Source organism: Streptomyces sp. NBC_00440 (assembly GCF_036014215.1).
Taxonomy (GTDB): Bacteria; Actinomycetota; Actinomycetes; order Streptomycetales; family Streptomycetaceae; genus Streptomyces.
In genome coordinates this window covers 5809400-5834838 of record NZ_CP107921.1, presented here as the reverse complement: position 1 = coordinate 5834838, position 25439 = coordinate 5809400, and the positions used below count along the sequence as shown (strand labels likewise).

At 70.7% G+C, this 25439-nt stretch carries 26 protein-coding genes; 5 read left to right on the top strand and 21 right to left on the bottom strand.

Going from position 1 to position 25439, the window contains the following annotated elements; translation table 11 throughout:
- Nucleotides 1-62: 62 nt before the first annotated feature.
- Nucleotides 63-818, bottom strand: a complete 756-nt coding sequence (locus OHB13_RS26320; protein ID WP_328380392.1) for an AraC family transcriptional regulator — start codon at nucleotides 816-818, stop codon at nucleotides 63-65.
- Nucleotides 819-895: 77 nt separating this feature from the next.
- Between OHB13_RS26320 and OHB13_RS26315 the strand changes: the two genes are divergently transcribed.
- Nucleotides 896-1750, top strand: coding sequence for an NAD(P)H-binding protein (locus tag OHB13_RS26315; protein ID WP_328378701.1), 855 nt, complete (start codon nucleotides 896-898; stop codon nucleotides 1748-1750).
- Nucleotides 1751-1822: 72 nt separating this feature from the next.
- Here OHB13_RS26315 and OHB13_RS26310 read toward each other — a convergent pair whose 3' ends face one another.
- Nucleotides 1823-2986, bottom strand: coding sequence for a nuclear transport factor 2 family protein (locus tag OHB13_RS26310; protein ID WP_328378700.1), 1164 nt, complete (start codon nucleotides 2984-2986; stop codon nucleotides 1823-1825).
- 122 nt (nucleotides 2987-3108) lie between these two features.
- On the opposite strand from OHB13_RS26310, the gene OHB13_RS26305 reads away from it, so the two are divergent.
- Nucleotides 3109-3999, top strand: coding sequence for a LysR family transcriptional regulator (locus OHB13_RS26305; RefSeq protein WP_328378699.1), 891 nt, complete (start codon nucleotides 3109-3111; stop codon nucleotides 3997-3999).
- Nucleotides 4000-4066: 67 nt separating this feature from the next.
- On the opposite strand, the gene OHB13_RS26300 is transcribed toward OHB13_RS26305, so the two are convergent.
- The 9 genes from OHB13_RS26300 to OHB13_RS26260 all read right to left on the bottom strand — a co-directional run bounded on the left by OHB13_RS26300 (nucleotide 4067) and on the right by OHB13_RS26260 (nucleotide 14007).
- The gene (locus tag OHB13_RS26300; RefSeq protein WP_328378698.1) at nucleotides 4067-4645 is read right to left on the bottom strand and encodes a dihydrofolate reductase family protein; all 579 of its coding nucleotides are present in this window, start codon (nucleotides 4643-4645) and stop codon (nucleotides 4067-4069) included.
- A gap of 134 nt (nucleotides 4646-4779) precedes the next feature.
- Nucleotides 4780-5613, bottom strand: a complete 834-nt coding sequence (locus tag OHB13_RS26295) for a hypothetical protein (RefSeq protein WP_328378697.1) — start codon at nucleotides 5611-5613, stop codon at nucleotides 4780-4782.
- 123 nt (nucleotides 5614-5736) lie between these two features.
- Entirely contained in the window at nucleotides 5737-6855 is a 1119-nt protein-coding gene (locus tag OHB13_RS26290; RefSeq protein WP_266852920.1) for a zinc-dependent alcohol dehydrogenase, read from the bottom strand.
- Nucleotides 6856-6909: 54 nt separating this feature from the next.
- Nucleotides 6910-7707 (bottom strand): SDR family NAD(P)-dependent oxidoreductase, encoded by a 798-nt coding sequence (locus OHB13_RS26285; protein ID WP_328378696.1) that lies wholly within the window; start codon nucleotides 7705-7707, stop codon nucleotides 6910-6912.
- Nucleotides 7704-9107, bottom strand: a complete 1404-nt coding sequence (locus tag OHB13_RS26280) for a sugar porter family MFS transporter (RefSeq protein ID WP_328378695.1) — start codon at nucleotides 9105-9107, stop codon at nucleotides 7704-7706. Before OHB13_RS26280 ends, OHB13_RS26285 begins: the two co-directional genes overlap by 4 nt.
- Before the next feature lie 640 nt (nucleotides 9108-9747).
- A complete protein-coding gene (locus tag OHB13_RS26275; RefSeq protein ID WP_405753866.1) occupies nucleotides 9748-11124 on the bottom strand; it encodes a hypothetical protein in 1377 nt (458 codons plus the stop codon).
- On the bottom strand, nucleotides 11093-11680 hold the full coding sequence (locus OHB13_RS26270) for a DUF6114 domain-containing protein (RefSeq protein ID WP_266852925.1): 588 nt from the start codon (nucleotides 11678-11680) through the stop codon (nucleotides 11093-11095). The genes OHB13_RS26275 and OHB13_RS26270 overlap by 32 nt, the downstream gene beginning before the upstream one ends.
- Nucleotides 11681-11773: 93 nt before the next feature.
- Nucleotides 11774-12418, bottom strand: coding sequence for a DUF6230 family protein (locus OHB13_RS26265; protein ID WP_266852927.1), 645 nt, complete (start codon nucleotides 12416-12418; stop codon nucleotides 11774-11776).
- 611 nt (nucleotides 12419-13029) lie between these two features.
- Nucleotides 13030-14007, bottom strand: a complete 978-nt coding sequence (locus OHB13_RS26260) for a tetratricopeptide repeat protein (protein WP_328378694.1) — start codon at nucleotides 14005-14007, stop codon at nucleotides 13030-13032.
- Nucleotides 14008-14401: 394 nt separating this feature from the next.
- Between OHB13_RS26260 and OHB13_RS26255 the strand changes: the two genes are divergently transcribed.
- The gene (locus OHB13_RS26255; protein WP_266852931.1) at nucleotides 14402-15025 is read left to right on the top strand and encodes a TetR/AcrR family transcriptional regulator; all 624 of its coding nucleotides are present in this window, start codon (nucleotides 14402-14404) and stop codon (nucleotides 15023-15025) included.
- Between the two features lie 100 nt (nucleotides 15026-15125).
- Here OHB13_RS26255 and OHB13_RS26250 read toward each other — a convergent pair whose 3' ends face one another.
- Nucleotides 15126-16133, bottom strand: a complete 1008-nt coding sequence (locus OHB13_RS26250) for a GDP-mannose 4,6-dehydratase (RefSeq protein ID WP_328378693.1) — start codon at nucleotides 16131-16133, stop codon at nucleotides 15126-15128.
- Complete coding sequence (locus tag OHB13_RS26245; protein WP_328378692.1) at nucleotides 16130-17278, bottom strand: UDP-N-acetylglucosamine--N-acetylmuramyl-(pentapeptide) pyrophosphoryl-undecaprenol N-acetylglucosamine transferase; 1149 nt, start codon at nucleotides 17276-17278, stop codon at nucleotides 16130-16132. Before OHB13_RS26245 ends, OHB13_RS26250 begins: the two co-directional genes overlap by 4 nt.
- A 64-nt stretch (nucleotides 17279-17342) precedes the next feature.
- Between OHB13_RS26245 and OHB13_RS26240 the strand changes: the two genes are divergently transcribed.
- Together OHB13_RS26240 and OHB13_RS26235 are read left to right on the top strand one after the other, a co-directional pair.
- Entirely contained in the window at nucleotides 17343-18074 is a 732-nt protein-coding gene (locus tag OHB13_RS26240) for a response regulator transcription factor (protein ID WP_328378691.1), read from the top strand.
- Nucleotides 18071-19474, top strand: a complete 1404-nt coding sequence (locus tag OHB13_RS26235) for a sensor histidine kinase (protein WP_328378690.1) — start codon at nucleotides 18071-18073, stop codon at nucleotides 19472-19474. Before OHB13_RS26240 ends, OHB13_RS26235 begins: the two co-directional genes overlap by 4 nt.
- A 19-nt stretch (nucleotides 19475-19493) precedes the next feature.
- On the opposite strand, the gene OHB13_RS26230 is transcribed toward OHB13_RS26235, so the two are convergent.
- From OHB13_RS26230 to OHB13_RS26195, 8 genes are all read right to left on the bottom strand, one after another.
- Nucleotides 19494-20351: an ABC transporter permease gene (locus OHB13_RS26230; RefSeq protein ID WP_266852941.1), complete on the bottom strand. Its 858-nt coding sequence runs from the start codon at nucleotides 20349-20351 to the stop codon at nucleotides 19494-19496.
- Nucleotides 20311-21336, bottom strand: a complete 1026-nt coding sequence (locus OHB13_RS26225) for an ABC transporter ATP-binding protein (RefSeq protein WP_328378689.1) — start codon at nucleotides 21334-21336, stop codon at nucleotides 20311-20313. Before OHB13_RS26225 ends, OHB13_RS26230 begins: the two co-directional genes overlap by 41 nt.
- Complete coding sequence (locus OHB13_RS26220; protein ID WP_266852945.1) at nucleotides 21333-21788, bottom strand: MarR family winged helix-turn-helix transcriptional regulator; 456 nt, start codon at nucleotides 21786-21788, stop codon at nucleotides 21333-21335. The genes OHB13_RS26225 and OHB13_RS26220 overlap by 4 nt, the downstream gene beginning before the upstream one ends.
- 110 nt (nucleotides 21789-21898) lie before the next feature.
- Complete coding sequence (locus OHB13_RS26215) at nucleotides 21899-23599, bottom strand: acyl-CoA mutase large subunit family protein (protein WP_266852947.1); 1701 nt, start codon at nucleotides 23597-23599, stop codon at nucleotides 21899-21901.
- Nucleotides 23600-23681: 82 nt separating this feature from the next.
- A complete protein-coding gene (locus OHB13_RS26210; RefSeq protein WP_266852948.1) occupies nucleotides 23682-24020 on the bottom strand; it encodes a DUF3817 domain-containing protein in 339 nt (112 codons plus the stop codon).
- Between the two features lie 155 nt (nucleotides 24021-24175).
- A complete protein-coding gene (locus OHB13_RS26205; RefSeq protein WP_266852950.1) occupies nucleotides 24176-24682 on the bottom strand; it encodes a MarR family winged helix-turn-helix transcriptional regulator in 507 nt (168 codons plus the stop codon).
- A 97-nt stretch (nucleotides 24683-24779) separates the two neighbouring features.
- Nucleotides 24780-25073 (bottom strand): MTH1187 family thiamine-binding protein, encoded by a 294-nt coding sequence (locus tag OHB13_RS26200; RefSeq protein ID WP_328378688.1) that lies wholly within the window; start codon nucleotides 25071-25073, stop codon nucleotides 24780-24782.
- Nucleotides 25070-25417 (bottom strand): DUF3817 domain-containing protein, encoded by a 348-nt coding sequence (locus OHB13_RS26195; RefSeq protein WP_328378687.1) that lies wholly within the window; start codon nucleotides 25415-25417, stop codon nucleotides 25070-25072. The genes OHB13_RS26200 and OHB13_RS26195 overlap by 4 nt, the downstream gene beginning before the upstream one ends.
- Between the last annotated feature and the right edge of the window lie 22 nt (nucleotides 25418-25439).

The window sequence follows — 25439 nt, the reverse complement described above, 5'->3', positions numbered from 1 at the left end:
AGCCGTACGGGGCGGACACCGGTTGGTCTGCCTGCTTCACACGGCTGCTTCACGCGACTGCTTCACGCGGCGCACGGAGTCGTGGCCGGGAGGCGGCCGGCGCGGAAGGCCGCCGGTGACACTCCCATGAGTGTGTGGAAGTCGGCCGTCATATGGGACTGGTCGTAGTAGCCGGTGTCGGATGCGAGGCCCGCCAGCCTCGCGGAGCCCGCCCCGGCCAGCACGGTGCGGACGCGCTGGATCCGGGCGAAGCGCTTGGGCGGCAGACCGATCCGGTCGGTGAACAGATGGCGCAGGTGGCGTTCGCTGACCGACAACCGCCGGGCGAGCGCGGCGACCCGTTCGCCCGTGGTGGACAGCGAATCGACGGCCTCGCGGAGCAGCAGGTCGTGTGCGTCCGTGCCGCGTGACTCCGATCCGTGGTGCAGGCCTTCGAGCAGTGCCTCCTCGATGCTCCGCAGAGCCGGTCCTGGGCCGGTCAGCTCGTTGAGCCGGTGTGCGAGCCGGGTCGCCCGGTCGCCCCACAGGTCGGTGAGCGGTACGGCCCGGTCACGCAGTTCGCTGACCGGGACACCGAACACCGGCCTGGCCGCGCCAGGACGCAGCCGGACCCTGACACACATCGGCAGTTCCTTGCCCGGATGGCAGGAGGCCCGGCTGCGCGGGCCGACCACGCGCAGGTCGCCGTCCCGCGCACCGGTCCTGCGGTAGACCAGTGCGGTGGCGGCGTCGGGCAGGTGCACCAGTGGCAGAGCGCTGTCGGGCCGCATCAGCGTCACGTCCGCGATCCAGGGCCGGAGCGCGGGCGTCGGGATCATCGCGTTCACGCCGGACGCTCCGGGGCACTGCCGATTTTTCCTATAGCCGTGCGGCAGCGGGCGGCAGAGTGCTCGGCATGATCCTTGTAACGGGTGCGACAGGCACCATCGGCACTGAAGTGGTCCGGATCCTGACAGAGCGCGGCGAGCGGGTCAGGGCCATGACGCGGAATCCTCAAGGCGCGCGTCTGCCCGCGGAGTTGGTACAGGCGGTACAGGCGGATTACGGCAACCGTGACTCCCTCGACGCCGCGGTGGCCGGGGCCGACGCGGTCTTCCTGCTGAACGCGCCGGGTCCCTGGATCGAGCAGCACGACCTGGCGATGCTCGACGCCGTACGGTCCCACGGCGTCGGAAGGGTGGTGAAGCTGTCGGCCATCGGCACCGGCGAGAACACCGGGCTCCGGGTCGGCGCCTGGCACCTCCCCGGCGAGCGGGCGCTGCACCAGGGCGATGCGGCCTGGACGGTCCTGCGGCCCAGCAGCTTCGCCACCAACACCCTGCACTGGGCCGCCACGATCCGGGCGGGGCAGCCGGTTCCCAATCCGACCGGCGACGGCGCCCAGGGCGTGATCGATCCACGTGATGTCGCCGAGGTCGCGGTCGCGGCGCTGACCACGCCGGACCACGCGGGCAGGACGTACACCCTGACAGGTCCCGAACTGCTGAGCCTGCCCGACCAGGTGGACGTCCTGCGGAAGGTGCTCGGCCGCCCGATCGAGATCGTCGACGTGCCGCTGGACGTGGTGAAGCAGCAGCTGATCGCCGCCGGCCGGGACCCGGAGTTCGCCGAGGGCGCGGTGCACGGACAGCGGTTCATCGCCGAGGGGCGAAACGCCCGGCTGACCGGTGACGTGACGGCCGTGCTCGGCCGCGCGGCGCGCACCTACGCCACCTGGGCCGGCGACCACCGGGACACGTTCGGCGTATGAGGACTGTCCAGCCGCCCCCGGCTTCCCGTTCACCACCCGCCCCTGCCGGACATGAGTGGGTCCCCCGCTCTCTCAGGAGTGCCGGTGATAGGCCTTGTTGGCGATGCGCCAGCTGTTGACGCGGGCCAGCAGGAAGATATCGGTGAACGTGTCCGCGCCGTGCCGGAGGGTCATGGTGGCGGTCGCGACGGTGCCGTGGACGTCGACTGCGTCGATGCGGCGGGAGCGGGCCGGTTCGTCCGGGGCGGGCCGCCCCTGGAAGAGAGCGCAGTACTCCGCCAGGCGCCACGAGACGAATGCGCCGTCCCGGATTCCCTCGATATGGGCGGTGGGCAGGAACGCGTCGCGGAAGTGGACGGGGTCGCCGGTGGCGTGTCCGCGGATGTACGCACGGAGCGGTTCGAGCACCGCGTCCTCCACGGCGGGGACCGTGGCGGCGACGGCGAAGTCGGCCCCGGGGCCGGCCGGGGTGTGGGCCAGGCCGGCCGCGCCGCGCAGGGGGGTGTCCGACGCGGCGGCCAGCAGGTCCATGTCCTTGGCCAGCGCACCGATGGTGAATTCGGCCGTACCGGCGTCCGGCTGCTCGGCGAGGAAGGAGCGTTTGCGGGCCACGAGCCCACCGAGCTGGCCCAGTTCGAGAACGTCCAGCGCCTGGGCGCGGCTCAGTCCGATGGCGTCGGCCTGCCGCAGTGAGTCGCGCAGCGCGAGTACGGCCCCGGCGAGGCTGTTGTTGGCGATCAGTTTGAGCGCGGCGGCGGTGGAGGCGTCGTCGACGCGTCGTACGGTGCCGAGCGCTTCCAGCACCGGCCGGGCCCGGTCGAGTGCGTCCTGTCCGGCGGCGGCGAGAATCCGCAGGGTTCCGGCGGCGGCAGCCGGTACGGAGCCGAGCACGGGCGCGTGGATGTAGGACGGGCCGCACAGCCGGGCCAGCTCCGACGCCTCGGCGGGAGCGACGGTGCTGGTGTTCAGCACCACCGTGTCCGTGCGCAGCGCGTCGCGGACGTCGTCGAGAACCTGCCGGCAGGCGGGCCCGTCGAACAGTGCCAGGAGTACGAGATCGGCCTTGGCCACGGCTTCGTTCGCGTCGCCGGTCACCTCGGCGGTGCCCGATGTGCGCCCGGAGCGTGTCCAGCCGACGACATCCCAGCCCTGGGCGGCGAGTCGTGCGGCCATCGCGCCGCCCATGCGCCCCAGGCCGAGGACAGCGACGGTGTATGGCGTGTGTGGTGCGGTCATGCACGCAAGAGTGGTGCAGGGCGAAGGCTGCGACAAGCGCAGATTTCGCAGGCCGGCCATGCGAGTTGGGCATACCGTCGGCGTGTGCCGGCTGTGTGTACCGGCTGTGCATACTCGCCTCCATGGAACTGAGTGTGTGGCGAACTTTCGTGACCGTGTGCCGCCTCGGGTCGCTGTCGGCGGCGGCGGCCGAACTCAGCCACACGCAATCGGCTGTCTCCCGGCAGATAGCCGGGCTGGAGCGGCAGATCGGGGTGCCCCTGGTGGAGCGCCATGCGCGTGGTGTGCGTCCGACAGCTGCCGGCGAGGTGTTCCGGCGCCACGCCCTGGCCACGCTCCATGAGGCCGACCGCGCCGTACGTGCCGCACGGGACGTTCGCGACGGGGCGTTCAGCCGGCCGCTGGCCGTCGGCGCCGCGCCCTCGCTGGCCGCCGGGATCGTCCCCGAGGCCATCCGGGCCCTGCTGGAGCAGACCGGGTCCGTCCGCTGGAGCCTGGTCCCCGGTCTGAGCGCGCAGCTGCACCAGCGTGTGATCGGCGGCGATCTGGACATCGCTGTCGTCACTGACGCACCACCGGGGCTGGCCCATGACCCGCGGGTGGAGCGGCGGTTCCTCGGCCTGGACGAGATGGTCGTCGTCCTGCCCGCCGGCCATCCGCAGGCCGGGGAAGGCATGGTGCACATCCGGACGCTGGCCGACCAGACCTGGGCCGAGGACAACGACGGCTCGGCGGCCCTGCTGCGCCAGCACGCGGCCCGTGCCGGAGTCAGCGCCCGCATCGACCTCACCGCGGCCGATCTGCTGGGCAAGCTGGCTCTGGTGGCAACAGGGCACGCCATCGCGCTGATACCCGGGGTGCTGACGTGCGCGCTGCGGGCCGACGTCACCACCGTGGGCCTCGTCGATCCCCCGACCCGCGGCATCTACACGATCGCACCACGCCGTGACCCGCACCCCGCCGCGGAGACCCTCCACAGGCAGCTCGCCACGCTGGTCACGGACCGGCCATGACCAGGGCCTTCGTTGCGATCAGGCCGGGCTCGCGGGCCACAGCCGTGTCCCGCGGGCCGTGTGGGGGTCACTCCGGGCCGGACTCACCGGCCCGCCGGTAGTGCAGCAGGACGACGCCGTTGCCGAAGCTCCGTGACTCCGCCAGGTCGAGACCGGCGAAGGCCCCCGCCGCCGGGAAGAGCGGCGTGCCCCCGCCGATGAGCACCGGGTGGACGTAGATGTGGAACTCGTCGATCAGCCCGTGCGCCATGAAGGACGCGGCGAGACCGGCCCCGCCGAGCGACAGGTCCCCGCCGGGCCGGGCCTTGAGCGCGCGCACCTCGTCGGGGACCACTTCCCGTACGACGGTGGTGTTCCAGTCGGCCCGCTCCAGGGTCCTGGAGTACACGGTCTTGGGCATCTCGCGCCAGATGGCGGCGAACTCCTTCATCGGCTCGCTGATGGACGGGTCGGCGTCCGCGGTCGGCCAGAAGCCGGCCATCAGCTCATGGGTCACCCGGCCGTCCAGGAAGCCGCCGAGCGTCGCCAGGTACGCGTTGACGTGGCGGTGGAGTTCGTCGTCGATCCGGTGCCAGCTGATGTCCCGCCCGGGTCCTTCGCTGTACCCGTCCAGGGACATCGACATCGTCAGGATGATCTTTCGCATCGCGGTCCTCGCAGGGGTCCGGCCGTAACGGAGTCGCCCGTAACAGGATGGCCCGGAACAGGATCGCCCGTAACGGGATCTGCCCGGAATGTCGCGGGGGCCCGGAGAATACGCCCGCCCCGCCCGAAAGCCCGTCAACCCGCCACGGCCGCGGCGGACTCGCCGCCCGGCTGCCGGGAGCGGACGGACGCGGCCACTCCGAGGACCAGCGCGAGGCCCACGGCCAGCAGATGCTCGCGCCCCGCGAGGTTCGGCCTGAGCACCGAAGGGACGACGATCACCGCGGTGGTCAGCAGGGTGAGCACCGGGGCGCGCCGGACCACGGCCAGATAGGCGAAGAGTCCCGCCACGGCGGCGGACGGGCCGGTGTCGAGGACGTGCGCGGTCTCGGGCGGCAGTCCCAGCGGGCCGTGCCCCAGCGCGATCATCACCCGGGCGCCCAGCGTGCCCGCGAGGGACGTGGCGCAGGCGATCAGCAGCGTACGGGTGCGGCCGAGGACGAGTTCGGCGAGCGCGAGAGCAAGAAACAGCTTGGGCAGCCCCGCCCACACGGGCAGCCCGGGGTCCGTGAGGACCAGTGAGACAGGGGTACGCAGCAGGACGAGCGGCAGGGGCAGATCTCCCCGGACCTCGCCGGTCAGCCGTATCGCGACGGCGCCCGTACGGGTCCGTATGAGCTCATGGACGACGATCACCGCGAGGACGGCCAGGATGCCGAGTGCGACGCCGGGCACCCCGCGCCTTCTGAACTCCCGCGCGGGCTCGACCACGATCCGCAGCCACTCGCCGCGCAGCAGGTCCTTGCCGTACGCGGTGAACCGGCTTGCGGCGGCGCGCAGTTGTATTCGCCCGGCGGATCCGTCTGTTCGCACGGCGGGCTCGGGTATTCGCCCCGCGGGCTCCGGTATCCGCCCGGCGGGCCCGCTCCCGTCGTCGCCGGTCGCACGGCAGCCGTCGACAGCCCCCACCGCTCACTCCCCCATGCTCCCCGCCACCCGATGACACGGGCCACGGCCGGGCCCCCGGACGCCCGCACGACTCCGCGATTCTGCCCCACCGGCCCGGTAGTGCGTGGACTGTAGCCGAGGGGGCTACAGCCTGGGGTCGATCACGATCTTACCGACCTCGGTTCCGTCCAGCACGTACTGCTGACCGGGCGCCAGGGCGTTGACGGCCTCTTGGGCCCTGGCCATCGGCAACCGGTGCGTGACCAGGGATTCCGCCGCGGCGCCCAGTCGCTCCACCATCAGAAGGGCGCGGTGGAACGACTCGGGGGTGTAGCCGGAGACCGCCACGAGCCGCGCGTCCTTGGCGAGCAGGTGCCGGTAGGGATTGATGCTGGCCTCGCCCACATCGGAGAAGTGCCCGAGCTCCAGGTAACTTCCCCCCTTGCGAAGGCAGGAGAGACCCTCCGGCAGAACCGCGGGAGCCCCCACACACTCCGCAACCGCGTCGAAGCCCAGGCCGCCCGGGCTGGCGGCGATGGCCAGCCGCACGCGTTCCTCGGGGTCGGGTGTCCCGTCGATGCTGATGGTGGTGTCGGCACCGAGCTCTTCGGCGATGCGCAACCGGCGCTCGGGGCCACCGATCGCGACGATGCGGGCGGCGCCCAGAGCCTTGGCCGCGGCGACCGCGAGCAGGCCGATGGTGCCGGTGCCCTGCACGAGCACACTGTCACCGAAGGCGACACCTGCCCGGCGCATACCTTCCACCGGGGTGGAAGCAGGCTCCGCCAGAACCGCCGCTTCCGGGCTCGCCTCGGTGACGAACACCCGCGCCCTGCTGGAGTTGCACAGCACGTACTGTCCCCAGCCGCCGCCCGCTTGACGCTCTTCGGGGACCGAGAAACCGATGACGTCGAAGTTGTCGCAGTCGGGGACCGGCCGCGCACGGCGGCAGGACGGACAGGTGCCGTCCGGAGTCGCCGGCATCACCACAACCCGGTCGCCCGGCCGCACCGGCCGGCCCGTGACGTCCGTCGTGAAATCGGCGCCCGCCTCGGCAACCGTGCCGACGACCTCGTGACCCGGTGTCACGGGGTAGCGGAATCCGGGAATGTCGCCCTGACAAATGTGCAGGTCCGTGGCACAGACGCCGGAAAGCTCGACGCGTACGAGGAGATTGTCCCGCTGCACCTTCGGCATCGGCTGCTCGCGCACGTCGAGGGCGGCGCCGGGGCCTTCAAGCGTGACTACCTTGTTGGTATTCATTTCTCAGCCTTTCTTGTCCTGCTGCTCATGCGATGAGGTGCTCTGTCGTGCTTCCTACGGCCGGGTCGCCGCTTGTTCCGGGTCGGGGTCCTGCATGAGAGCCGACCTGCCACCGTCGACGAGCAGGCTGGTACCGGTGATGAACCCGGCCTCCTGCTCATCGGCAAGGAAGCGGATGGCCCGCGCAACGTCCTGGGGCATGCCGATGCGCCGCACAGGATGCAACGCCTCGACCCGGGCCCGTTCGCGCGCAGGGTCGGCGAAGCCGCCGAAGTACGTTTCGTTGATCGGGGTGTCGATGTAGCCGGGGCACACCGTATTGACGCGGATGCGCTCCGGCGTCAGTTCCAGCGCGAGCGACTGCCCGAGGGCGACCACTCCTGCTTTCGCGACGTTGTACGGGAAGGAGCCGGCCATGGTGGAGAAGGCGTGGTTCGACGCCACATTGACGATGGCGCCCGGCCGTTCCAAGGAGCGCGCCGCAGCCTTCGAGCACAGCCACACGGCTCGCAGATCGAGGTCCATGGCATGCTGCCACTGCGCGATCGACGTGCCGAGCGTCCCGGTGAAGACGTTCGCCCCCGCGTTGTTGACCAGCACGTCGAGTCGCCCGTACACCGCGTGGGCGGTATCGATCAGGTGCTCAGCGGCCCCCTCCTGCGTGAGGTCGGCCGTGGCGACACCGGCGTGGCCGCCCGCACCACGGATGGCACGCAGCGTCTCGTCGCACTCCTCGCTCCGTATACCGTGAACGACCACGCGGTACCTGCTCGCCGCGAACAGTTCGGCCGTCGCCCGGCCGATGCCGCGGGTCGAACCGGTCACCAGGACGACGCGTTCCGGCGAATTCATTCCACTCCTTCGTTGCCCCGGGGGACGAACGTCCCGTCACGCAGGCTCGACTCGATCTGTTCCAGGGAGCGCCCGGTCGTCTCGGGCACCCGGAACACGACAAAAACGATCGCGGCGACGTTCAGCGCCGCGTACACCCACAGCATTCCGGTCAAGGAGATGCTGTCGACCAGGGTCAGGGTCGTCATGGAGACCAGGAGGTCGGCCCCCCACAAGGTGGTCGCGTGGGCGCTCATCGCCTTGCCCCGTACCGGAAGCGGGAACAGTTCCGACCCCATGAGCCAGGCGACGACCTGCATGCCCAGGCTGTTGAACGCCATGTAGAGCAACATGAACAACATGACCGCCCACCCGGCGTTCCCGGCGAGTGAAGCCGCGCCCATGACGACAAGGCTCAGCGCGGAGCCAGGCAGGGTCCACAGCATCAGCCGACGCCGGCCGATACGGTCCACGGTCATCGCTCCGAGGATCACCATCAGCGTCTCGACAGCACCGACACCGACGGTCCCGAGCAGTGCAGTCGACTCCCCGAACCCGGATTCGGAAAGGAAGGTCGGCGCGTAATAGACGATGGCGTTGATGCCTGTGACCTGCGCGAACAAGGCCACGCCGAGTCCTGCCAGCAGCGCGGGGCGCAGCCATCGCGCGCTCAGCTTCTCCTTGCGTTTCCCCTGCTCAGGAAGGGCGCTGACCTCGCGAAGCTCAGCTTCCGCCTCTTCGGGGCTCGTGCGCAGCCGACGCAGCACGTTCCTGGCCCGCTCGGGTTGACCGTGCGCGACCAGCCAGCGCGGGCTCTCCGGGAGAAAAGCCGTGGCTGCCACCAGCAGCAGCGCGGGGATGACCGCGACCGCGACCATCCACCGCCAGGACCAGGAGCTGTGGGTCGTATAACCGACGACGGCGGACACCAGCACTCCCGCCGCGATGAGTACCTGGTACATCACCACCAACCGCCCGCGCCGGGACGCGGGCGCGATCTCGGCGATGTAGATGGGGATGACCTGAGACGACCCTCCCACGGCCAAGCCCAGGACGAGGCGCGAGCCGATCAGTATCTCGACATCGGGGGCGAGCGCGGAGCCGACGGTTCCGATCGCGAAGACGGCCCCGACCAGCACGGCCGCGAACTTCCGCCCCCGGCGCTCCGACAGCCGGGCCGAAACGAGGGCCCCGACGATGGCGCCGGCCAGGATCGAACTGGTCACGAACTCCTTTCCCTGGGAGCTGAGATGAAAGTCCTGCGTGATGGACAACAGGGCGGTCGAGATGATGCCCGTGTCGTAACCGAAGAGCAGTCCGGCGACCGCCGCCACGCCCGCGGCGACGCCCAGCAGCCGCCCGTCCCCGGATGCCGCGGATTGCTCTGTTGCCTTTGCGACGCTGTCCGGTGGCATTGGCATGGCCTGAACCTTTCGAAGCAATGGTAGTATCAAATGACTATCAGCGCCGGAGTGCGGGAGTCAAGATCCAGTCGCAGTGACTTGAGGACCGGGTTTCCGGTGTTCATGCCCGCGGCAGCAGCCCGAGCCGTTTTCGCGTCGGGCCGGGGCGCGGGCCATCGGCCGCACGACCCCGCGGAAGGCCGCAACGTCCCGGTCAGCAGCGCTACGCCATCAGGCCGGAGGGGATTCCCGGCCCGCTCGCCAGCGGTTCGAGGAGGACGGCGTCAATGAGTGCGGCGAGGGCGGAGCCCTCCGCGGCCGTACAGTCCGGGGACGCGCCCCCTCAGAGCAGTTCTTCCGTATCGGTCCGGGCGCCTGCCAAGATCGCCCGCAGTTCGCGCAGTTGGGCGGCACGGACGGGCGAAGTGAGCCGCCGGCGGATCACCTGCGGATCGTAGAGATTCCATTCAGCCGGCGGTCGCACCGTGATGCCTGCGGGGCCGGCTCGGGGGATCCAGCAGCGCCCTGTCGGGTGACACGCGCTCTCGGGGACGCGAGCGGGCTCGGCGGCCCGCATACGGCTGTGGCCCGCGCCCTCGAAGCAGAGGGTGCGGGCCACAGCCGTTTCCGCGGCTCCCGGACGTTCTCGCCCGGCGGATCAGGCGCCGGTGAAGTAGTTCTGGAGACCTGGCACATGGAGCGTGCCGCCGAACTGGCCGGCCTGCTTCACCGTTACGTTCGTGAAGAACGCAAACGGCACGTTGATCGGCGGCGGAGTGTCCGGGCTGAACGTGATCGGGATGAGGCCGAAGAGGTTGCCCTTCAGCGACTCCGTGTACATCGTCACCTGGCCGTCGCGGATGGTCGACGTCGAGCCCGCCGCGCCCTTCACATGGCCGGTGGCCCCGTTCGGGCCGACGGTCATCTGGTGCAGGTCCTTGATGTCCAGCGAGGACGCCGTGAACTTCAGGACCTTCTTGATCTTGCCGCTGCCCGTCCTGACCTCGACGATGCCCTTGTAGTCCAGGCCGTTGAGGGTCAGCATCGAGCTCTTCAGCGTCCACGGGTCGTCGGGCAGGGCCGGGATGCCCTGTTCCAGATCGGCCGCGGCGAGCGCCTTCGGGTCGGCGGTCGGGCACGGGTAGGACGGCTTGGCGCCGTCCGGGATGGCCGTGTCCTTCTTGGGGTCTAGGCCCTTGGCGTCCGAGGGGAGTTCCTTGACCGTCTTGCCGGCCTCGGCGGCCGCCTCGCGGATCTTCTCGGCGGTCTTGTCGGCCGTACTCTTCGCCGCGCCGGTGACCTTGCCGGCCGCGTCCGCGACGGAGCCCGCTGCCTTCTTGTCCGCTGCCTTCTTCTCGGCAGCCTTCTTCTCGGCCGCTTTCTTCTCCGCGGCTTTCTTCTCCGCGGCCTTCTTCTCGGCCGCGGTCTTGGCCGTCGCGGAGGACGACGGGTCCGGGGACGGGCTCGCGGTGTCCTTGTCCGGGTTGAACAGGTGCTTGAGCGCGTCACCCACACCCAGCGGGTCCAGCGGGTTCTTCGACTCGGTCGCGGCGGGCGACGGGGACGCCTGGTCCGAAGCGGACGAACCCGACGTGGATTGCGTCGACTTCTTCGTGGAGCCGGTCGCCGACGGTGTGGCCGACGGGGACGGGGCGTCAACGGCCTTGTCGTCCTTCTTGGCGTTGGCGTCCTTGGCGTCCGTCTTGGCCTTGTCCGAAGCCGACGGGCTCGGCGAGTCCGACGCGCTGTCCGACGGGCTCGGCTCGTCGGAGCGGGACACACACGGTCCGGACGCGAACGGGATGTCGCCGTGGTCGTCGGCCATCGCCAGCTTGGGGGTGAGACCCATCCCGACGAACACCGCGGTGGGCATGGCCGCCAGGGCTATCGCCTTGCTCGTGGGTATGTGCAGCTTCGTCAGCAGCGACTTCCTGGGGGCCGCGTGACGGCCGCCTCTTCTCTCCGGGAAGTCGTCGCCTTCGGTGGTACTCAGCTGCGCTTCGTCACCCCGCACGGTGCCTCCCACCGTTGGCATCCACTGTCGTGTCCTTGTCATACGCCCGGGACGGCTGCTCCGGGACGGCCGGTGCGTGGCCGAAGGGGAGGAACTCGTCCACGGGAGCGGTGCCTTCGGGCGTGCTTCCGTGCGGAGTCCCGTCCTCGGAACCACCCTGGGCCGGCACCGCCGGGTCGGCGTTGGGCTTCGCGGGCGCCCAGGAGAGCGAGAGCGCCCCACCGACCATCGACAGCAGGAAGCCGACGACGAAACCGCCGATGTTCGCCACCGGGAGGGAGATCAGCGCCAGCAGGATCGCCGCTACCCCCGCGAACGCCTTGACAGCGGCGTGGTACCACATCGTCACACCGAGCGTGACGAGCAGCACGCCGATGATCAGCGACCCGGCACCCGCGGTGGTGGACATCGCCAGCGTCACATTGCCGAGGTGCATGTTGGCGTACGGGAAGTAGGCGATCGGCACGCCTCCCGCCATGGTGAACAGGCCCGCCCAGAAGGGTCGGTTTCCCCGCCATGCGCGGAAGCGAAGCCGCCAGTGGGTGAAATCGCGGGAACCTGTGGACTCGGCGCTCATGGAAAACAGCTCCCTGGTACCGGTGTTGCTCTGAGAAGTAGGGGGTTCGGGCGGCCGCAGCGCCGACTGCGCGCTCCGGCCGCCCGGGTGTGCTTAGTAGCACTCCTGGACGCCCGGCTTGAGCCTCAGGCTCAAGTTGCTGAGCTTGAAAGTGCCGGCCGTGGTCGCCCACGCCGTCTGCTTCACGTGCTTCAGCGTCGCCTCATCGGCGCGCTGCGCGAAGCCGTTCGGATTGACGGCCTTCTCCGTGCCGTGCTCGATGCCCGTCTTGTTCGACGGGTCACCGGCCGCTACACCGATGTCGATGTTCTTGAACGTCGCATCGGCGTCGAGGCTCGCGACATCGAGGTACAGATTCGTCGCCTCGACCGGCTTCTTGGCGTCGGTGCCCGCGTGCAGCTGCAGCGTGACGCTGCCAAGGCCGAACGGCAGGTTGGGTGTGACCACCGACTGGCACATGTTGTTGATCGTGGCGCTGCTGAACCCCGACACGGCCACCGCGTGGGCGGCGCTCTTGCCGTTCAGGTCCTTGCCGGTCGCGACACTGCCGTACTGGACGAAGTCCTGCCCGACCAGCTGGTCGGCACTGACCTTGAAGCTCTGGCCGGACACGCTGAACGAAGCGGCGAGCGCACCCTGCGCGAGGCCGACGCCCACCGCAGCGGTGGCGACCACGCTCGGCACCATGACAAGCGCGAACCGCTTCCATCTGGTTCCGCCACGTACCTGGGAACTCACTTAGTTTCCTCCTTCTCGGACGTACATCTCCGGATCGGGTTCGAAGCCCGTCCTGGGATGGGAGAAGTGCTACGTCCTCGGGAAGGAGAGCGCCCGGTTCAGAAGCGCGAACCGCGTCCGAAGCACCGGCGATCACCCCCGAGCGACAACCACTGGCCACGCCTTCGCGCAACCGCTGGACAGGCCCCGCCGGGTGGCAGGAACCCCCCTGTCCCGCAGCCGGCGCCACTGCCGCCGACCGGCTCGGTGGGGACCCAAGCGGCCACGCCGCGACCGGATGTCGCGCCGGTGCGTGATTGGACCGAGCTTGGCCGATCGTGGTGCATTCGCGGCTGTGACACAAGGGGCTCGTTACCGGCTAGTAACGGCTCGATAACCGAACCGCGACCGGCCGATATCGCGCGGACACACAGGGTGGGGCCGACGTCGGCGCTACATCGGGCGGTAGGCGACCATAACCGGGCAGAAGGAGGTACCTGATTTACTCGGAGTAACAGACGGCCGCAATTGCCAAGCTTTGGCAAAGTACGGCCGTCGGTTATCGCTGTGTCGCCAAATCGTCAGCATCAACCCGCCGACGCCGCGCGTTTAGTGACTGTTCAGAACCCTCGTCAGAACAACACGCGCGCCAGGGCGGAACGGGCGGCGGTCACCCTCGGGTCGTCGGATCCGATCACTTCGAAGAGCTGGAGCAGATGGACCCGTGCGGCCTCGCGGTCGTCACCCACCGTCCGCTGCACCGTCTGGACCAGACGGCCGAAGGCGTCCTCGATATGACCGCCCACCAGATCGAGGTCGGCCGCGGCGATCTGCGCCTTGACATCGGCGGGGCTGTCGGCCGCGTCCTTCCGGACCTGCTGGGGGTCCAGACCCTGGACCCGGCCGAGCAGTTCGGCCTGGGCGAGGCCGAGCTTGGCCTCCTCGTTGGCCGGGTCCTGCGAGAGGACATTCCGGTACGCCTGGACCGCGCTGTCGAAGTCATTGGCGTCCAGCGCCTGTACGGCCGCTTCGAGCAGTGCGTCATAGGGGCCGGCCGGCACCTCGGCGGGCTCGGCGTCCGCGGCGGGCGGCTCCGCTTCCGGGTCCACCGGGATCCCGGTGATCCCGAAGCGCTCCTCGCCGACCTGGATCAACTGGTCGAGGGTCTGCCGGATCTGGGCCTCGGGCGCCGCACCCTGGAAGAGCGGGAGGGCCTGCCCGGCGACCACGGCGAAAACGGCCGGAATCCCCTGGATCCCGAACTGCTGCATCAGCATCTGGTTGGCGTCGACGTCGACCTTGGCGAGCAGGAAGCGGCCGTTGTACTCGACGGCGAGGCGCTCCAGCAGCGGGCCGAGCTGCTTGCAGGGCTCGCACCACTCGGCCCAGAAGTCGATGACGACCGGGACCTCGGCGGAGCGCTGGATGACATCGCGCTCAAAACCGGCTTCGTCGACGTCGATCACCAGCGAGACGGGCGAGACGGGCGCTGCGCCGCCCTGCCTTGCGGTCTCGGCGCGCGCCTGCTCCGCTTTCTGCCGGGCCTCGCCGGCGGCCTTCACTGCGGCGAGGTCGACGACGCCGCTCATGGACATGTTCCTAGGCTGCATACGTACATCCTCCCCCCTCCGCCACTCGTTCAGGAAAGCCGTTCAGGAAAGCTGTCGGCGTAATCCGCCGGTGGTGCGGGCCCGGCCCGTCCGTACACCCCCCGCCGGATGCGGGGCGTACGGACGGACACGGACCATCAGTCCGACCCCGATGAGGGGCCCGGGACAGGCGCAGGGTCCCCACCCTGGCGCCAGTGGCTCTGTTGTGCTGTTGTGTCACCCGGTTGTCGCGTGGTCGTCGCGTGGTGCTCGTGCAGCAGGGGCGCGCTTGCGCCTCTTTACGCTACGAGTCGTAGCGTAACTGGTCGACCGGGAGCAGTGGGCGTAAATTCTCCGACGGTTTCCCGTGATCTGACTCACGGCGGCTGAGCTACTGACCGGTATGGTCGCGGTCATGCCCTTCAGCAAGCCCACCCGAACGGGTCGCCCACGCTCCGCAGAGGCCGATACCGCGATCCTCGTGGCGACCAGAGCCGCGCTGGTCGACCTGGGCTGGTCGAAGCTGACGATGGGCGAGGTGGCGACCCGCGCCGGCGTGGCCAAGACGACGCTCTATCGCCGCTGGTCGCACAAGAACGAACTGGTCGTGGACGCCGTGGCGGTCCTCTTCGACGAACTCGAACTCCCCGACCGGGGCAGTCTGACCGCGGACATCGAGGGCGTGGTGCTCCAGTTCGCCGCGCTCCTCGCGCGGCCCGAGACCAAGACCGCGCTGATGGCGGTGGTCGCCGAGTCGATCAGCGACGAGGCGCTGCGCGCCCGGATCCGCTCGGCCATCGTCGACCGGCAGAAGCGGCTGGTGACCATCGGCCGCGAACGGGCCCAGGCCCGGGGTGAACTCCCCACCGAGGACGACCCCGAGGCCTCGGCCCGGCACACCGACCTGATCTTCGACGTGGTCGCGGGCGCGGTGGTGCACCGGGCCCTGGTGAGCGCGGAGCCGGTGGACGAGGAGTGGGCGCGCGAGTTCACCGTGCTGCTCTGCTCCGGGCTGAGCGCCCCGGCCCCGCCCGCCTGATCCCCCGGCCAGCCTGATCCCCGGTCCGGACCCGGCGGCGGTCCGCCGCCGGCAGGTGCCGCGGTCGGACGTGGGAACGGTCGGCCCGAACGGGTGCCGGTCAGACCTGGTAGCGGTCCGCCGCGAACAGGTGCAGATGCTCCGCGATCCACTCGGATGTCTGCTTCAGCCCGTCGGTGAGCGCGACTTCGGGCTGCCAGCCCGCCCATTCGCGGGCCCGCGAGTTGTCCGAGAGCAGCCGCTGGACCTCGCTGCCCGAAGGGCGGAGCCTGGCCGGGTCGATGACGACCTCGGCGTCCCGTCCGGAGGCCGCGATCAGCGCCTGCGCCAGGTCCCCGATCGAAATCTCCTGGCCGGTACCGAGGTTGACGCTCTCGCCCAGCGCCCGGTCGCAGTCGGCCAGCGCGAGGAAGCCGCGCGCGGTGTCCGTGACATAGGTGAAGTCACGGGTCGGCGTGAGCGAGCCGAGCTTGATCTCCCGGGCCCCGGAGTGGAGCTGGGCGAGGATGGCCGGGATGACGGCGCGCGCGGACTGCCGGGGGCCGTAGGTGTTGAAGGGCCGCACCACCGTCACCGGCAGCTCGAACGCGTGCCAGTGGGACAGCGCCATCATGTCGGCGCCGATCTTGGACGCGGAGTACGGGGACTGCGGCTGGAGCGGGTGCTGTTCGCTGATCGGGGCGGTGAGCGCGGTCCCGTACACCTCGCTGGTGGAGGTGTGCAGAAGACGGCGTACGGAGTGCCGGCGGCAGGACTCGGCGATGTTCTCGGTACCGACGACATTCGTGGCGACGTACGCGCCGGGGGCGTCGTAGCTGTAGGGGATGCCGATCAGCGCAGCGAGGTGGAAGACCGTGTCGCAGCCCGCCACCGCGTCGTCGACGCGGCCCGCGTCCCGGACGTCCCCCGCCACCATCTCGACCTGGGAGCTGCCCAGATGGCGGGCGAGGTGGCCCTTCTCGCCGTACGGCTTGTAGTGGACGAACGCCCGGACCCGCGCCCCCTGCTCCACCAGGAGGTCGACCAGGGTCGAGCCGATGAAGCCCTCGGCTCCGGTGACGAGGACGGTGCGGTTCTGCCAGCTGGACGTGGTCGGCGAGGTGGTCATGGGGTGAACTCCTTTGCGTGGGACAGGCTTGAGTGGGAGAGGACGCGGGCAGCGAGCAGATCGGCCGCCCTGGCGTGGGTGGAGGGGCCGGCTGCACCGCTCATCGCGGCGAGCCGGGCGGGGTCGGCGAGGAGTGGGCCCGCCACTTCGGCGAGCCGCTCCGCCGTCGTCTCCTCGTCGGCGATCAGCACCCCGGCCCCGGCGTCGCTGAGGACGCGGGCGTTGTGGGTCTGGTGGTCGCCCGGCGCGTGCGGATACGGGACGAGGATCGCGGGCACCCCGGTGGTGGCGAGTTCGGCGACCGTGGCGGAGCCGGCCCGGCAGACCACCAGGTCGGCCGCGGCGTACGCGAGGTCCATCCGGTCCAGATAGGGCACGGCGCGGGCGATCCGGCAGCCGCCCTCGTCCGCGAGCCGGGTCCGGGCCGCCTCCAGGGCGGCCGGACCGGTCTTGATGAGCAGATGGACGTCCGTACGCCCCTGCCAGCGGGCCGCGAGTCCGACCGCGGCGGCGGTGAGCCGGGCGGCGCCGAGGCTGCCGCCGTTGACCAGCAGCAGCCGCGCCCCGGCGGGGACACCGAGCGCCCGGCGGGCCTCCGCCCGCAGCGCGGGACGGTCGAGCGCCGCGATCGGTGCGGCGATCGGCATCCCGACCGTCTCCGCGTTCTCGCCGCCCGCGAGGTGGGCCCGGCTGCGGTCGAAGGCCACGGTGAGATGCGGGGTGAGCCGGGCCGCGAACTGGTTGGCGCGGCCCGGCACCGCGTTGGACTCATGGATGACGCTGGGCACCCCGGCCATCCGGGCGCCGAGTATCACCGGCGCGCTGGGGTAGCCGCCCATGCCGACCGCGACATGGGCCCCCTGCTCGCGCAGGATCGTCCGGCACTGCACGCCCGACTTCAGCAGGGCGGCCGGCAGCAGATAGCGCCGGGCGCCGAGCGCCGGGTCGAAGGGGATCATGTCGACGGTGTGCAGCGGGTATCCGGCGCCGGGTATGAGCGTGGATTCGAGGCCGCGTTCGGTGCCGACGAAGGAGATCACCGCGCCGGGTACGGCCCGGCGCAAGGCGTCGGCGAGGGCCAGGCCGGGGTAGATGTGACCCCCGGTGCCGCCCGCGCCGATCACGACGGAGAGTGGTGTGCGCATGGGCAGCACACTCGCGTCGGGGCGTAAGAAGGTTCTAAGAGCCGGGTTTGGCAGGCTTTGCTCCATGAACCCGCATCCGTACTCGCACTCGCAGACGCCGCCCGTGAGCCCCCGGCAGCGAAAGATCCTGGTCGTGGACGACCAGCCGGAGGTACGCGTGGCGGTCGAGGACGGCCTCAGCGTCGAGGGGTACGAGGTGCAGGGCGCGGCCGACGGTCTCGCCGCTCTGTCGGCCGTCGCCGCCTGGCAGCCGGACGCGATCGTGCTCGACGTGATGATGCCGGTGCTCGACGGCCTCGCGGTCTGCCGCCGGCTGCGCGCCGTCGGCGACCGTACGCCGGTCCTGGTGCTGACCGCGCTGGACTCGGTGAGCGAGCGGGTGGACGGCCTGGAGGCGGGCGCCGACGACTACCTGGTGAAGCCCTTCGCGCTCGACGAGCTGATCGCCCGGGTACGGGCGCTGCTGCGGCGGGCCGCGCCGGTCGAGGAGGAACCGGGCGCGCTGTCGTACGGCGATCTGACGGTGGATCCGGAGACCCGCACCGGGCGCCGGGCGGGGCGCCCCATCGAGTTCAGCAGGACCGAGTTCGCCCTGCTCGATCTGCTGCTGCGCCACCCGGGGCAGGTCCTCACCCGGGAGCTGATCCAGGAGCGGGTCTGGGGCCAGGACTTCGGTCCCGACTCCAACTCCCTGGCGGTGTACGTCGGTTACCTGCGCCGCAAGCTGGAGGCGGCGGGTGAACCGCGCCTGGTCCACACCGTGCACGGGGTCGGTTACCGGCTGGACACGGCGTGAGCGCCCGCGGTGACGGGGGCCGCAGCCACCGGGCGCCGTCCCACCGGCTCGGTGCGCGCTGGCGCCGCCGCCGTCCGCTGCGCACCCGGCTCGCCCTGACCGCTTCGGCGGCCGTGGCCCTGGTCGCGCTCGGAGTGTGCGCTGCGGCCTTCTTCGTCGAGCGGTACGAGATCTACCACCAGCTGGACCTCAATCTCATCCAGTCGGCGGCGGTGTCCGGCGGCGGGCGCGGCGGCGGGACGCCCGGGGTGGTCGAGGGCCAGTGCCAGTTCCTGGCGTCGCCCGCCTGCTCACAGATCGTGCCGGCGCATCCGTCGGCGGACCCCGCGAAGCCGTACCTCCTGCCGGTGTCGGGAGCGGTCCGTGAGGTCGCCGCGGGCACCCGCGCACCGTACTTCAGCAACATCACCCTGGAGGGGCGTCCCACCCGGATGCTCACCACCACCTTCGGCCACCGTGAGGCGGTGCAGGTCGCCCTGCGCGCCGACCCGGTGGAGAAGAGCGTGCGGCGCACGGCCCAGCTGCTCGCTGCGGTCGGCGGCGCCGGGGTGCTGATCGCCGCGGCGCTGGGCTACTGGGTGTCGCGCACCGGTCTGGCGCCCGTCGCCCGGCTCACCGGGGCCGCCGAGCGGATCGCGGCCACCCGGGACCCCCGCCACCGCATCGAGCTGCCGCCGGGACCCGCGAGCCGGGAGGACGAGATCACCCGGCTGGCCACCACGTTCAACACCATGCTGGGCGAGCTGGAGCAGTCGGTGACCGCCCAGCGCCGACTGGTGGCGGACGCCTCCCACGAGCTGCGCACCCCGCTCACGGCGCTGCGGACCAACGCGGAACTCCTCGCCCGCGCCGACCGGTTGACCACCGCTCAGCGCGACCGGGCGGCCGGCGCCCTCACCCGGCAGATCCACGAGGTGACGACGCTCGTGAACGACCTGATCGAACTGGCCCGCGACGAGGAGCCCGTACCGCTCGTGGAGAGTGTCCGGCTGGCCCCGCTGGTCGAGCACGCGGTGACGGCGGCCCGCGGCCACTGGCCGGGGATCGCCTTCACCGTGGAGACGGCGGCCGACCCGGCACTGAACGGCGTACCGGCGCGGCTCTCCCGGCTGATTGCCAATCTGCTCTCGAACGCCGCGAAGTTCTCGGGCGACGGCGGTGAGGTCGAGACCGTCCTCACCTCGACGGAACTGACCGTGCGCGACCACGGGCCGGGGATCGCGCCCGATGACCTGCCGTACGTCTTCGACCGCTTCTACCGGGCCCGCGCCGCCCGCGCGCTGCCCGGCTCCGGCCTGGGTCTCGCGATGGCCCGCCAGATCGCCCGAGCGCACGGGGCGGAACTCACCGCGGAGCAGGCACCGGGCGGCGGGGCGCTGTTCCGGCTGCGCCTGCCGTGAGGCCGGGAGGCCGGGGATGCTACCGGGCGAGGCGGCCGAGCAGTGACGACGCGGCGAGCACGCCGAGCGCGGCGGCCACCACCAGCACCGCGTAGTCCAGGCCCAGATGGGCAGGGGTGCCGAGCAACAGCCCGCGCAGGGCGTCGACCTGGTAGCTCAGCGGATTGGCCTTGCTGATCGCCTGGAGCCAGCCGGGCATGATCGCGACCGGGTACAGGGCGTTGGAGCCGAAGAACAGCGGCATGGTGATGGCCTGTCCGATCCCCATCAGCCGGTCGCGGGTCAGCACGATCCCGGCGATGGTCATGGACAGACAGGAGAAGAACGCCGAGCCCAGGATCACGATCACGGCAACGCCGAGCAGCCGCAGCGGGTTCCAGGTCAGGGCGACGCCGAGCAGTGCGGCGATGACGATCACCACGACCGCCTGGATCAGGGCCTTCACTCCGGCGGCAAACGCCTTGCCGGTGATCAGGGCGGCTCTGGGGGTCGGTGTGACCAGCAGTTTGGTGAGGATTCCGGCATCACGCTCCCAGATGATCTGGATGCCGTAGAAGATCGCGATGAACATCGCGGACTGGGCGATGATGCCGGGCGCGAGATAGTCGATGTACGGGATGCCGCCGGTCGGGATGGCTCTGATCCGGGTGAAGGTCTCACCGAAGATCAGCAGCCACAGCGCCGGCTGGACGGCCCTGGTGTACAGCTCGGTGCGGTCGTGGCGCAGCTTCTGCAGCTCGACCAGGCACATGGCCGCGACCCTGGCCGGCACCATCCGCGGGCCGGTGCGCGGCTTCGGCGGGACCAGCAGCAGCCCGAGCCCGGCGCGGGTGGCGTCAGCCGACGCGGGTCGCGGTGCGGCGGGTGGAACGGACATCGCGGAACTCACCTCCCTGCTCGTCGAGACCGCTGCCCGCGACGTCCCGGAAGACGTCCTCCAGCGTGGGTTCGGTGTCCTTGGCGGTGTCCTTGCCGTGGGCGGTGTCCTTGCCGTGTACCGGGTCCTTGCCGTGGGCGGTGGGGGTGCCCTCCGTGGAGGCGGTGGTGGGAGCGGCCGTGGACCCCGCGGGACCCGTTGAGCCTTCGCTCCGGGCGCGGCGGCGCTCCCGCAGGTCGGCTCTGAGCTCTTCGGGGGTGCCGAGCGCCCGTACCCGGCCCTGGTGCATCAGCGCGAGCCGGTCGCAGTACTGCTCGGCCTCGTCCATGTAGTGCGTGGTCACGAGGACGGTCATCCCGGTGGCCTCGCGTACGGCGTCGATGTGCTCCCAGACGCTGGTCCGGGCGATCGGGTCGAGGCCGATGGTCGGCTCGTCGAGAATGAGCAGCCGGGGCGCGCTGACCAGCGCCTGGGCGAGTTCGAGGCGGCGGATCATGCCGCCCGAGTAGGTCTTGGCGAGCCGGTCGGCGGTCCCGTCGAGGCCGACGGCGGCCAGCGCCTGGCCGACCCGCTCGGCCCGTTCGCGCCGGGAGACGTCGAAGACCCGCGCGAACAGCTCCACGTTCTCCCGTGCGGTCAGCCCTGCGTCGGCGGAGAGCTGCTGCGGTACGTAACCGAGCAGGCGCCGCACCGCCATCCGCTCCTTCGCCGCGTCGTGCCCGAACACCCGCACCCGGCCGGCCGGGACCGGCAGCAGGGTGGTGATGCAGCGGATGACGGTGGTCTTGCCCGCGCCGTTCGGGCCGAGCAGGCCGAAGACCTCGCCTGCGGCGACGGAGAGGTCCACACCGTCGACGGCCCTGGTCTCACCGAAGGCGTACTCCAGTCCGCTGCAGGCGACGGCCGCCGCGCTGTCGGTCTCCCCCAAGCCGCCGCTGTCACCGCCCTTGTCGCTGCCCTTGTCGCTGCTCCGGCCGGCGCTCATGAGCCCTCCACTTCCTCGTGCAGGTGCCCGGCGAGCCGGCGCAGCGCGGGGAGCGCCGCCGCCAGGGCCGCCCGGTCCTCGTCGGACAGCCGGGCCACCTGGGCCCGGACCAGCTCGCCACGCCGCGTCTGCCAGTCGCGCAGCCGCTCATGGGCCGCCGGGGTGAGCCGAAGCCGCACCGAACGGCGGTCGTCGGGGTCGCTCTCGCGGGTCAGATATCCGGCCCTGGTGAGCTGGTTGACCAGTGTGGAGACCGAATTTCCCGCCACATAGAGCTCCTTGGCGGCATCCGAGACCCGGATCCCGGGCCGTGCGCCGACCAGCCGCAGCAGCTCGGCCTGTGCCCCCCGCAGGGGCGGCGAGGTGAGCCCGCGCCGCAGCCGCCGCCGGACCAGCCGGTGCACACCGGCCAGCACATCGGCGAGCGAGTCCGGGAACTCGTCGGTGGCCATGAGCCCATTTTAGCTCTGCGTCAGAGGTAACCACCAGTGCGCGACCCGGCACCGGCTCCGGACGGAAACCGGGTGCCCGGGGGCGCCGCCCCCGGGCCCGCCGTCCCTGCTCAGAAGCCCGGCGGCTCCGTGTAGATGCCCCACTCGTCCCGCAGTACCCCGCAGATCTCGCCGAGCGTCGCCTCCACGCGGACGGCGGCCAGCATCGGCTCGATCATGTTCGAGCCGTCCCGGGCGGCCGTGAGCAGCGCGTCCAGGGCGGTCCGTACGCGGGCGTCGTCCCTGGCCGCCTTGCGGACCACCAGCTCCTGGACCTGGTCGCGCTCCACCTCGTGGCTGACGCGGAGGATCTCCAGGTCACCGGTGACCGATCCGTGCAGGCAGTTGACGCCGACGACGCGCTTGTCGCCCTTCTCGACCGAGCGCTGGTACTGGAAGGCGGACTCGGCGATCTCGCCGGTGAACCAGCCGTCCTCGATACCGCGCAGGATGCCCGAGGTGACCGGGCCGATCGGGTGCTGCCCGTCGGGGTGCGCCCGCAGACCGCGCTCCTTGATCTGGTCGAAGATCTTCTCCGCGTCGGCCTCGATGCGGTCCGTGAGCTGCTCGATGTACCAGGAGCCGCCCAGCGGGTCCGCCACATTGGCGACGCCCGTCTCCTCCATCAGCACCTGCTGCGTCCGCAGGGCGATCTCCGCGGCCTGCTCGCTCGGCAGCGCGAGTGTCTCGTCCAGCGCGTTGGTGTGCAGGGAGTTGGTGCCGCCGAGGACCGCGGCGAGCGCCTCGACCGCGGTCCGTACGACGTTGTTGTACGGCTGCTGCGCGGTCAGCGAGACCCCGGCCGTCTGGGTGTGGAAGCGGAGCCACTGCGCCTTGTCGGTCCGCGCGCCGTAGACGTCCTTCATCCAGCGCGCCCAGATCCTGCGCGCCGCACGGAACTTGGCGATCTCCTCGAAGAAGTCGACGTGCGCGTCGAAGAAGAAGCTCAGGCCCGGCGCGAAGACGTCCACGTCCATCCCGCGCGAGAGGCCGAGCTCCACGTAACCGAAGCCGTCAGCGAGGGTGTACGCCAGTTCCTGCGCGGCCGTCGCGCCCGCCTCGCGGATGTGGTAGCCGGAGACCGAGAGCGGCTTGTACGCGGGGATGGCGGCGGCGCAGTGCTCCATCAGGTCGCCGATCAGGCGCAGATGCGGCTCGGGCTGGAAGAGCCACTCCTTCTGCGCGATGTACTCCTTGAAGATGTCGGTCTGGAGCGTGCCGTTGAGCACGGCCGGGTCGATGCCCTGGCGCTCGGCGGCGACCAGGTACATACAGAAGACCGGGACGGCCGGGCCGCTGATCGTCATCGATGTGGTGACATCGCCGAGCGGGATGTCCTGGAAGAGGATCTCCATGTCGGCGGCCGAGTCGATGGCGACCCCGCAGTGGCCGACCTCGCCGAGCGCCTTCGGCTCGTCGGAGTCGCGGCCCATCAGCGTCGGCATGTCGAAGGCGACCGAGAGACCGCCGCCGCCGTTGGCGAGGATCGTCTTGTAGCGCTCGTTCGTCTGCCGGGCGTTGCCGAACCCGGCGAACTGCCTGATCGTCCAGGTGCGGCCGCGGTAGCCGGTGGGGTGCAGGCCCCGGGTGTACGGATACTCACCGGGCCAGCCGATCCGCTCGAATCCCTCGTAGGTGTCGCCGGGCCGTGGCCCGTACACCGGGTCCACCGGGTCGCCGGACAGGGTCGAGAAATCGGCGTCCCGCTTGCGGGCCTTGTCGTACCTGGCCTGCCAGCGACGGCGGCCCTCTTCAATGGCGTGAGCGTCCATACCCACGAATTTACTAGGACGTCCTAATAAATGTCGATGGCAGACCGCCCGCACATCGTGCGGGCGGCGATATTACGCCTTGTTACGCCTTCGCTGCGACCGGGGCCGGCTCGGTGATCCGGGGCTCCAGCTCGCGGGAGATCTTCCGCTCGACGAAGAAGGCCGCGGTCGGGACCGTGCCCGCCAGCAGCACCCAGATCTGCTTGGCGACCGGCCACTTCGCCTTGGAGCCGAGGTCGAAGGCGAAGATCAGGTAGACCACGTACAGCCAGCCGTGCGCGATGCCGACCACGCTGACGAAACCGGTCGCCCCGTTGATGTCCAGCAGGTACTTGGCGATCACGCCGAGGGTCAGCAGGACCAGCAGCACACCGGTGACGTAGGCCATCACGCGGTAGCGGGTCAGCACGCTTCGTTTCATGGAGTCGAGCGTATCCGGGCGCTATGGGCGATCTTCGGCGGGGTTGCCCTTGGGACGGGAGCACCCGCCCAACCCCCGGCGGACCGGCCCACAGGGCCCGGCACGACACAGCACGGCCCGCGACGGCGCTCCCGCGCCCCCGCCGGTCCGGCGCACTACTCCTCGAAGTCGTCCGCCGCCACCCGCAGCGGCCTGAGCATCGAGAAGATCTCGCCGCACCCCTCCGCGTCGTACGCGGACAGCCCGAACTCCATCTTCATCAGATCCGCACTGGCCGCCTCGACGACCTCGCGGCCCTTGTCGGTGATGGAGGCCAGCGTGCCGCGCCCGTCGTTCGGGTTGGGGCGCTTGTCGACCAGGCCGGACGTGACCAGCCGGTCGACGGTGTTCGTCACCGATGTGGGGTGCACCATCAGCCGCTCGCCGATCTTGGACATCGGCAGTTCGCCCGCCTTGGAGAAGGTGAGCAGCACCAGCGCCTCGTAGCGCGCGAACGTCAGCCCGTACGGCTTGACGACCGCGTCGACCTCCGCGAGCAGGATCTGGTGGGCGCGCATGATCGAGGTGATGGCGGCCATCGAGGGCACGGGGCCCCAGCGCTGCTGCCACAGTTCGTCGGCGCGCGCGATGGGATCGAAGGGAAGGCTGAGCGGCTTCGGCACGGCATTGACCCTACCGGCCGGTCATATGACGGTCAGCCCCGTCTCGCCCTTCGGTCCGCGGACCGAAGGGCGGGAGCGGGACGCGAACGGGCCGGAGTCACCCGGCGAGGTGCCGCTCGACCGTCTCCACCTTGGAGGTCAGGCCGTCCGTCACACCCGGCCTGATGTCCGCCTTGAGCACGAGCGAGACCCGGGGGGAGCGCTGCTCGACCACCGCGACGGCGCGCTTGACGACGTCCATGACCTCGTCCCACTCGCCCTCGACCGCGGTGAACATGGCGTCGGTGCGATGCGGCAGACCCGACTCCCGTACGACGCGGACGGCATCGGCGACGTACTCCCCCACGTCCTCACCGACGCCCAGCGGGGTGATCGAGAAAGCCACGATCATGACGCGACCACGCCTTCGCGGCGCGCCCGGGAGGCGATCACCGCGTCCTCGGCCTCGCGGCGCAGCTTGCGCTCGGCGAAGAAGCCGCCGATCGGCACCACGGAGAGCACGAGATAGACGATGCCGGTCTTGGCCGACCACTGGGCGCGCTTCCAGGCATCCGCGCAGAAGACCACGTACAGGATGAAGAGCAGGCCATGGATCCAGCCCAGCACGGGCACCGGGTTGAAGGAGGTGGTGCCCTTGAGCACGACGCCGATCGGCAGGAGCAGGAAGTAGGACACCGCCTCGGGAGCGGCTACCAGCCGGAACCGGCGGAGGGCAGAAGCGGTCTTGAGGTCCACGGGGGAGCAACCTTCCCGGTTG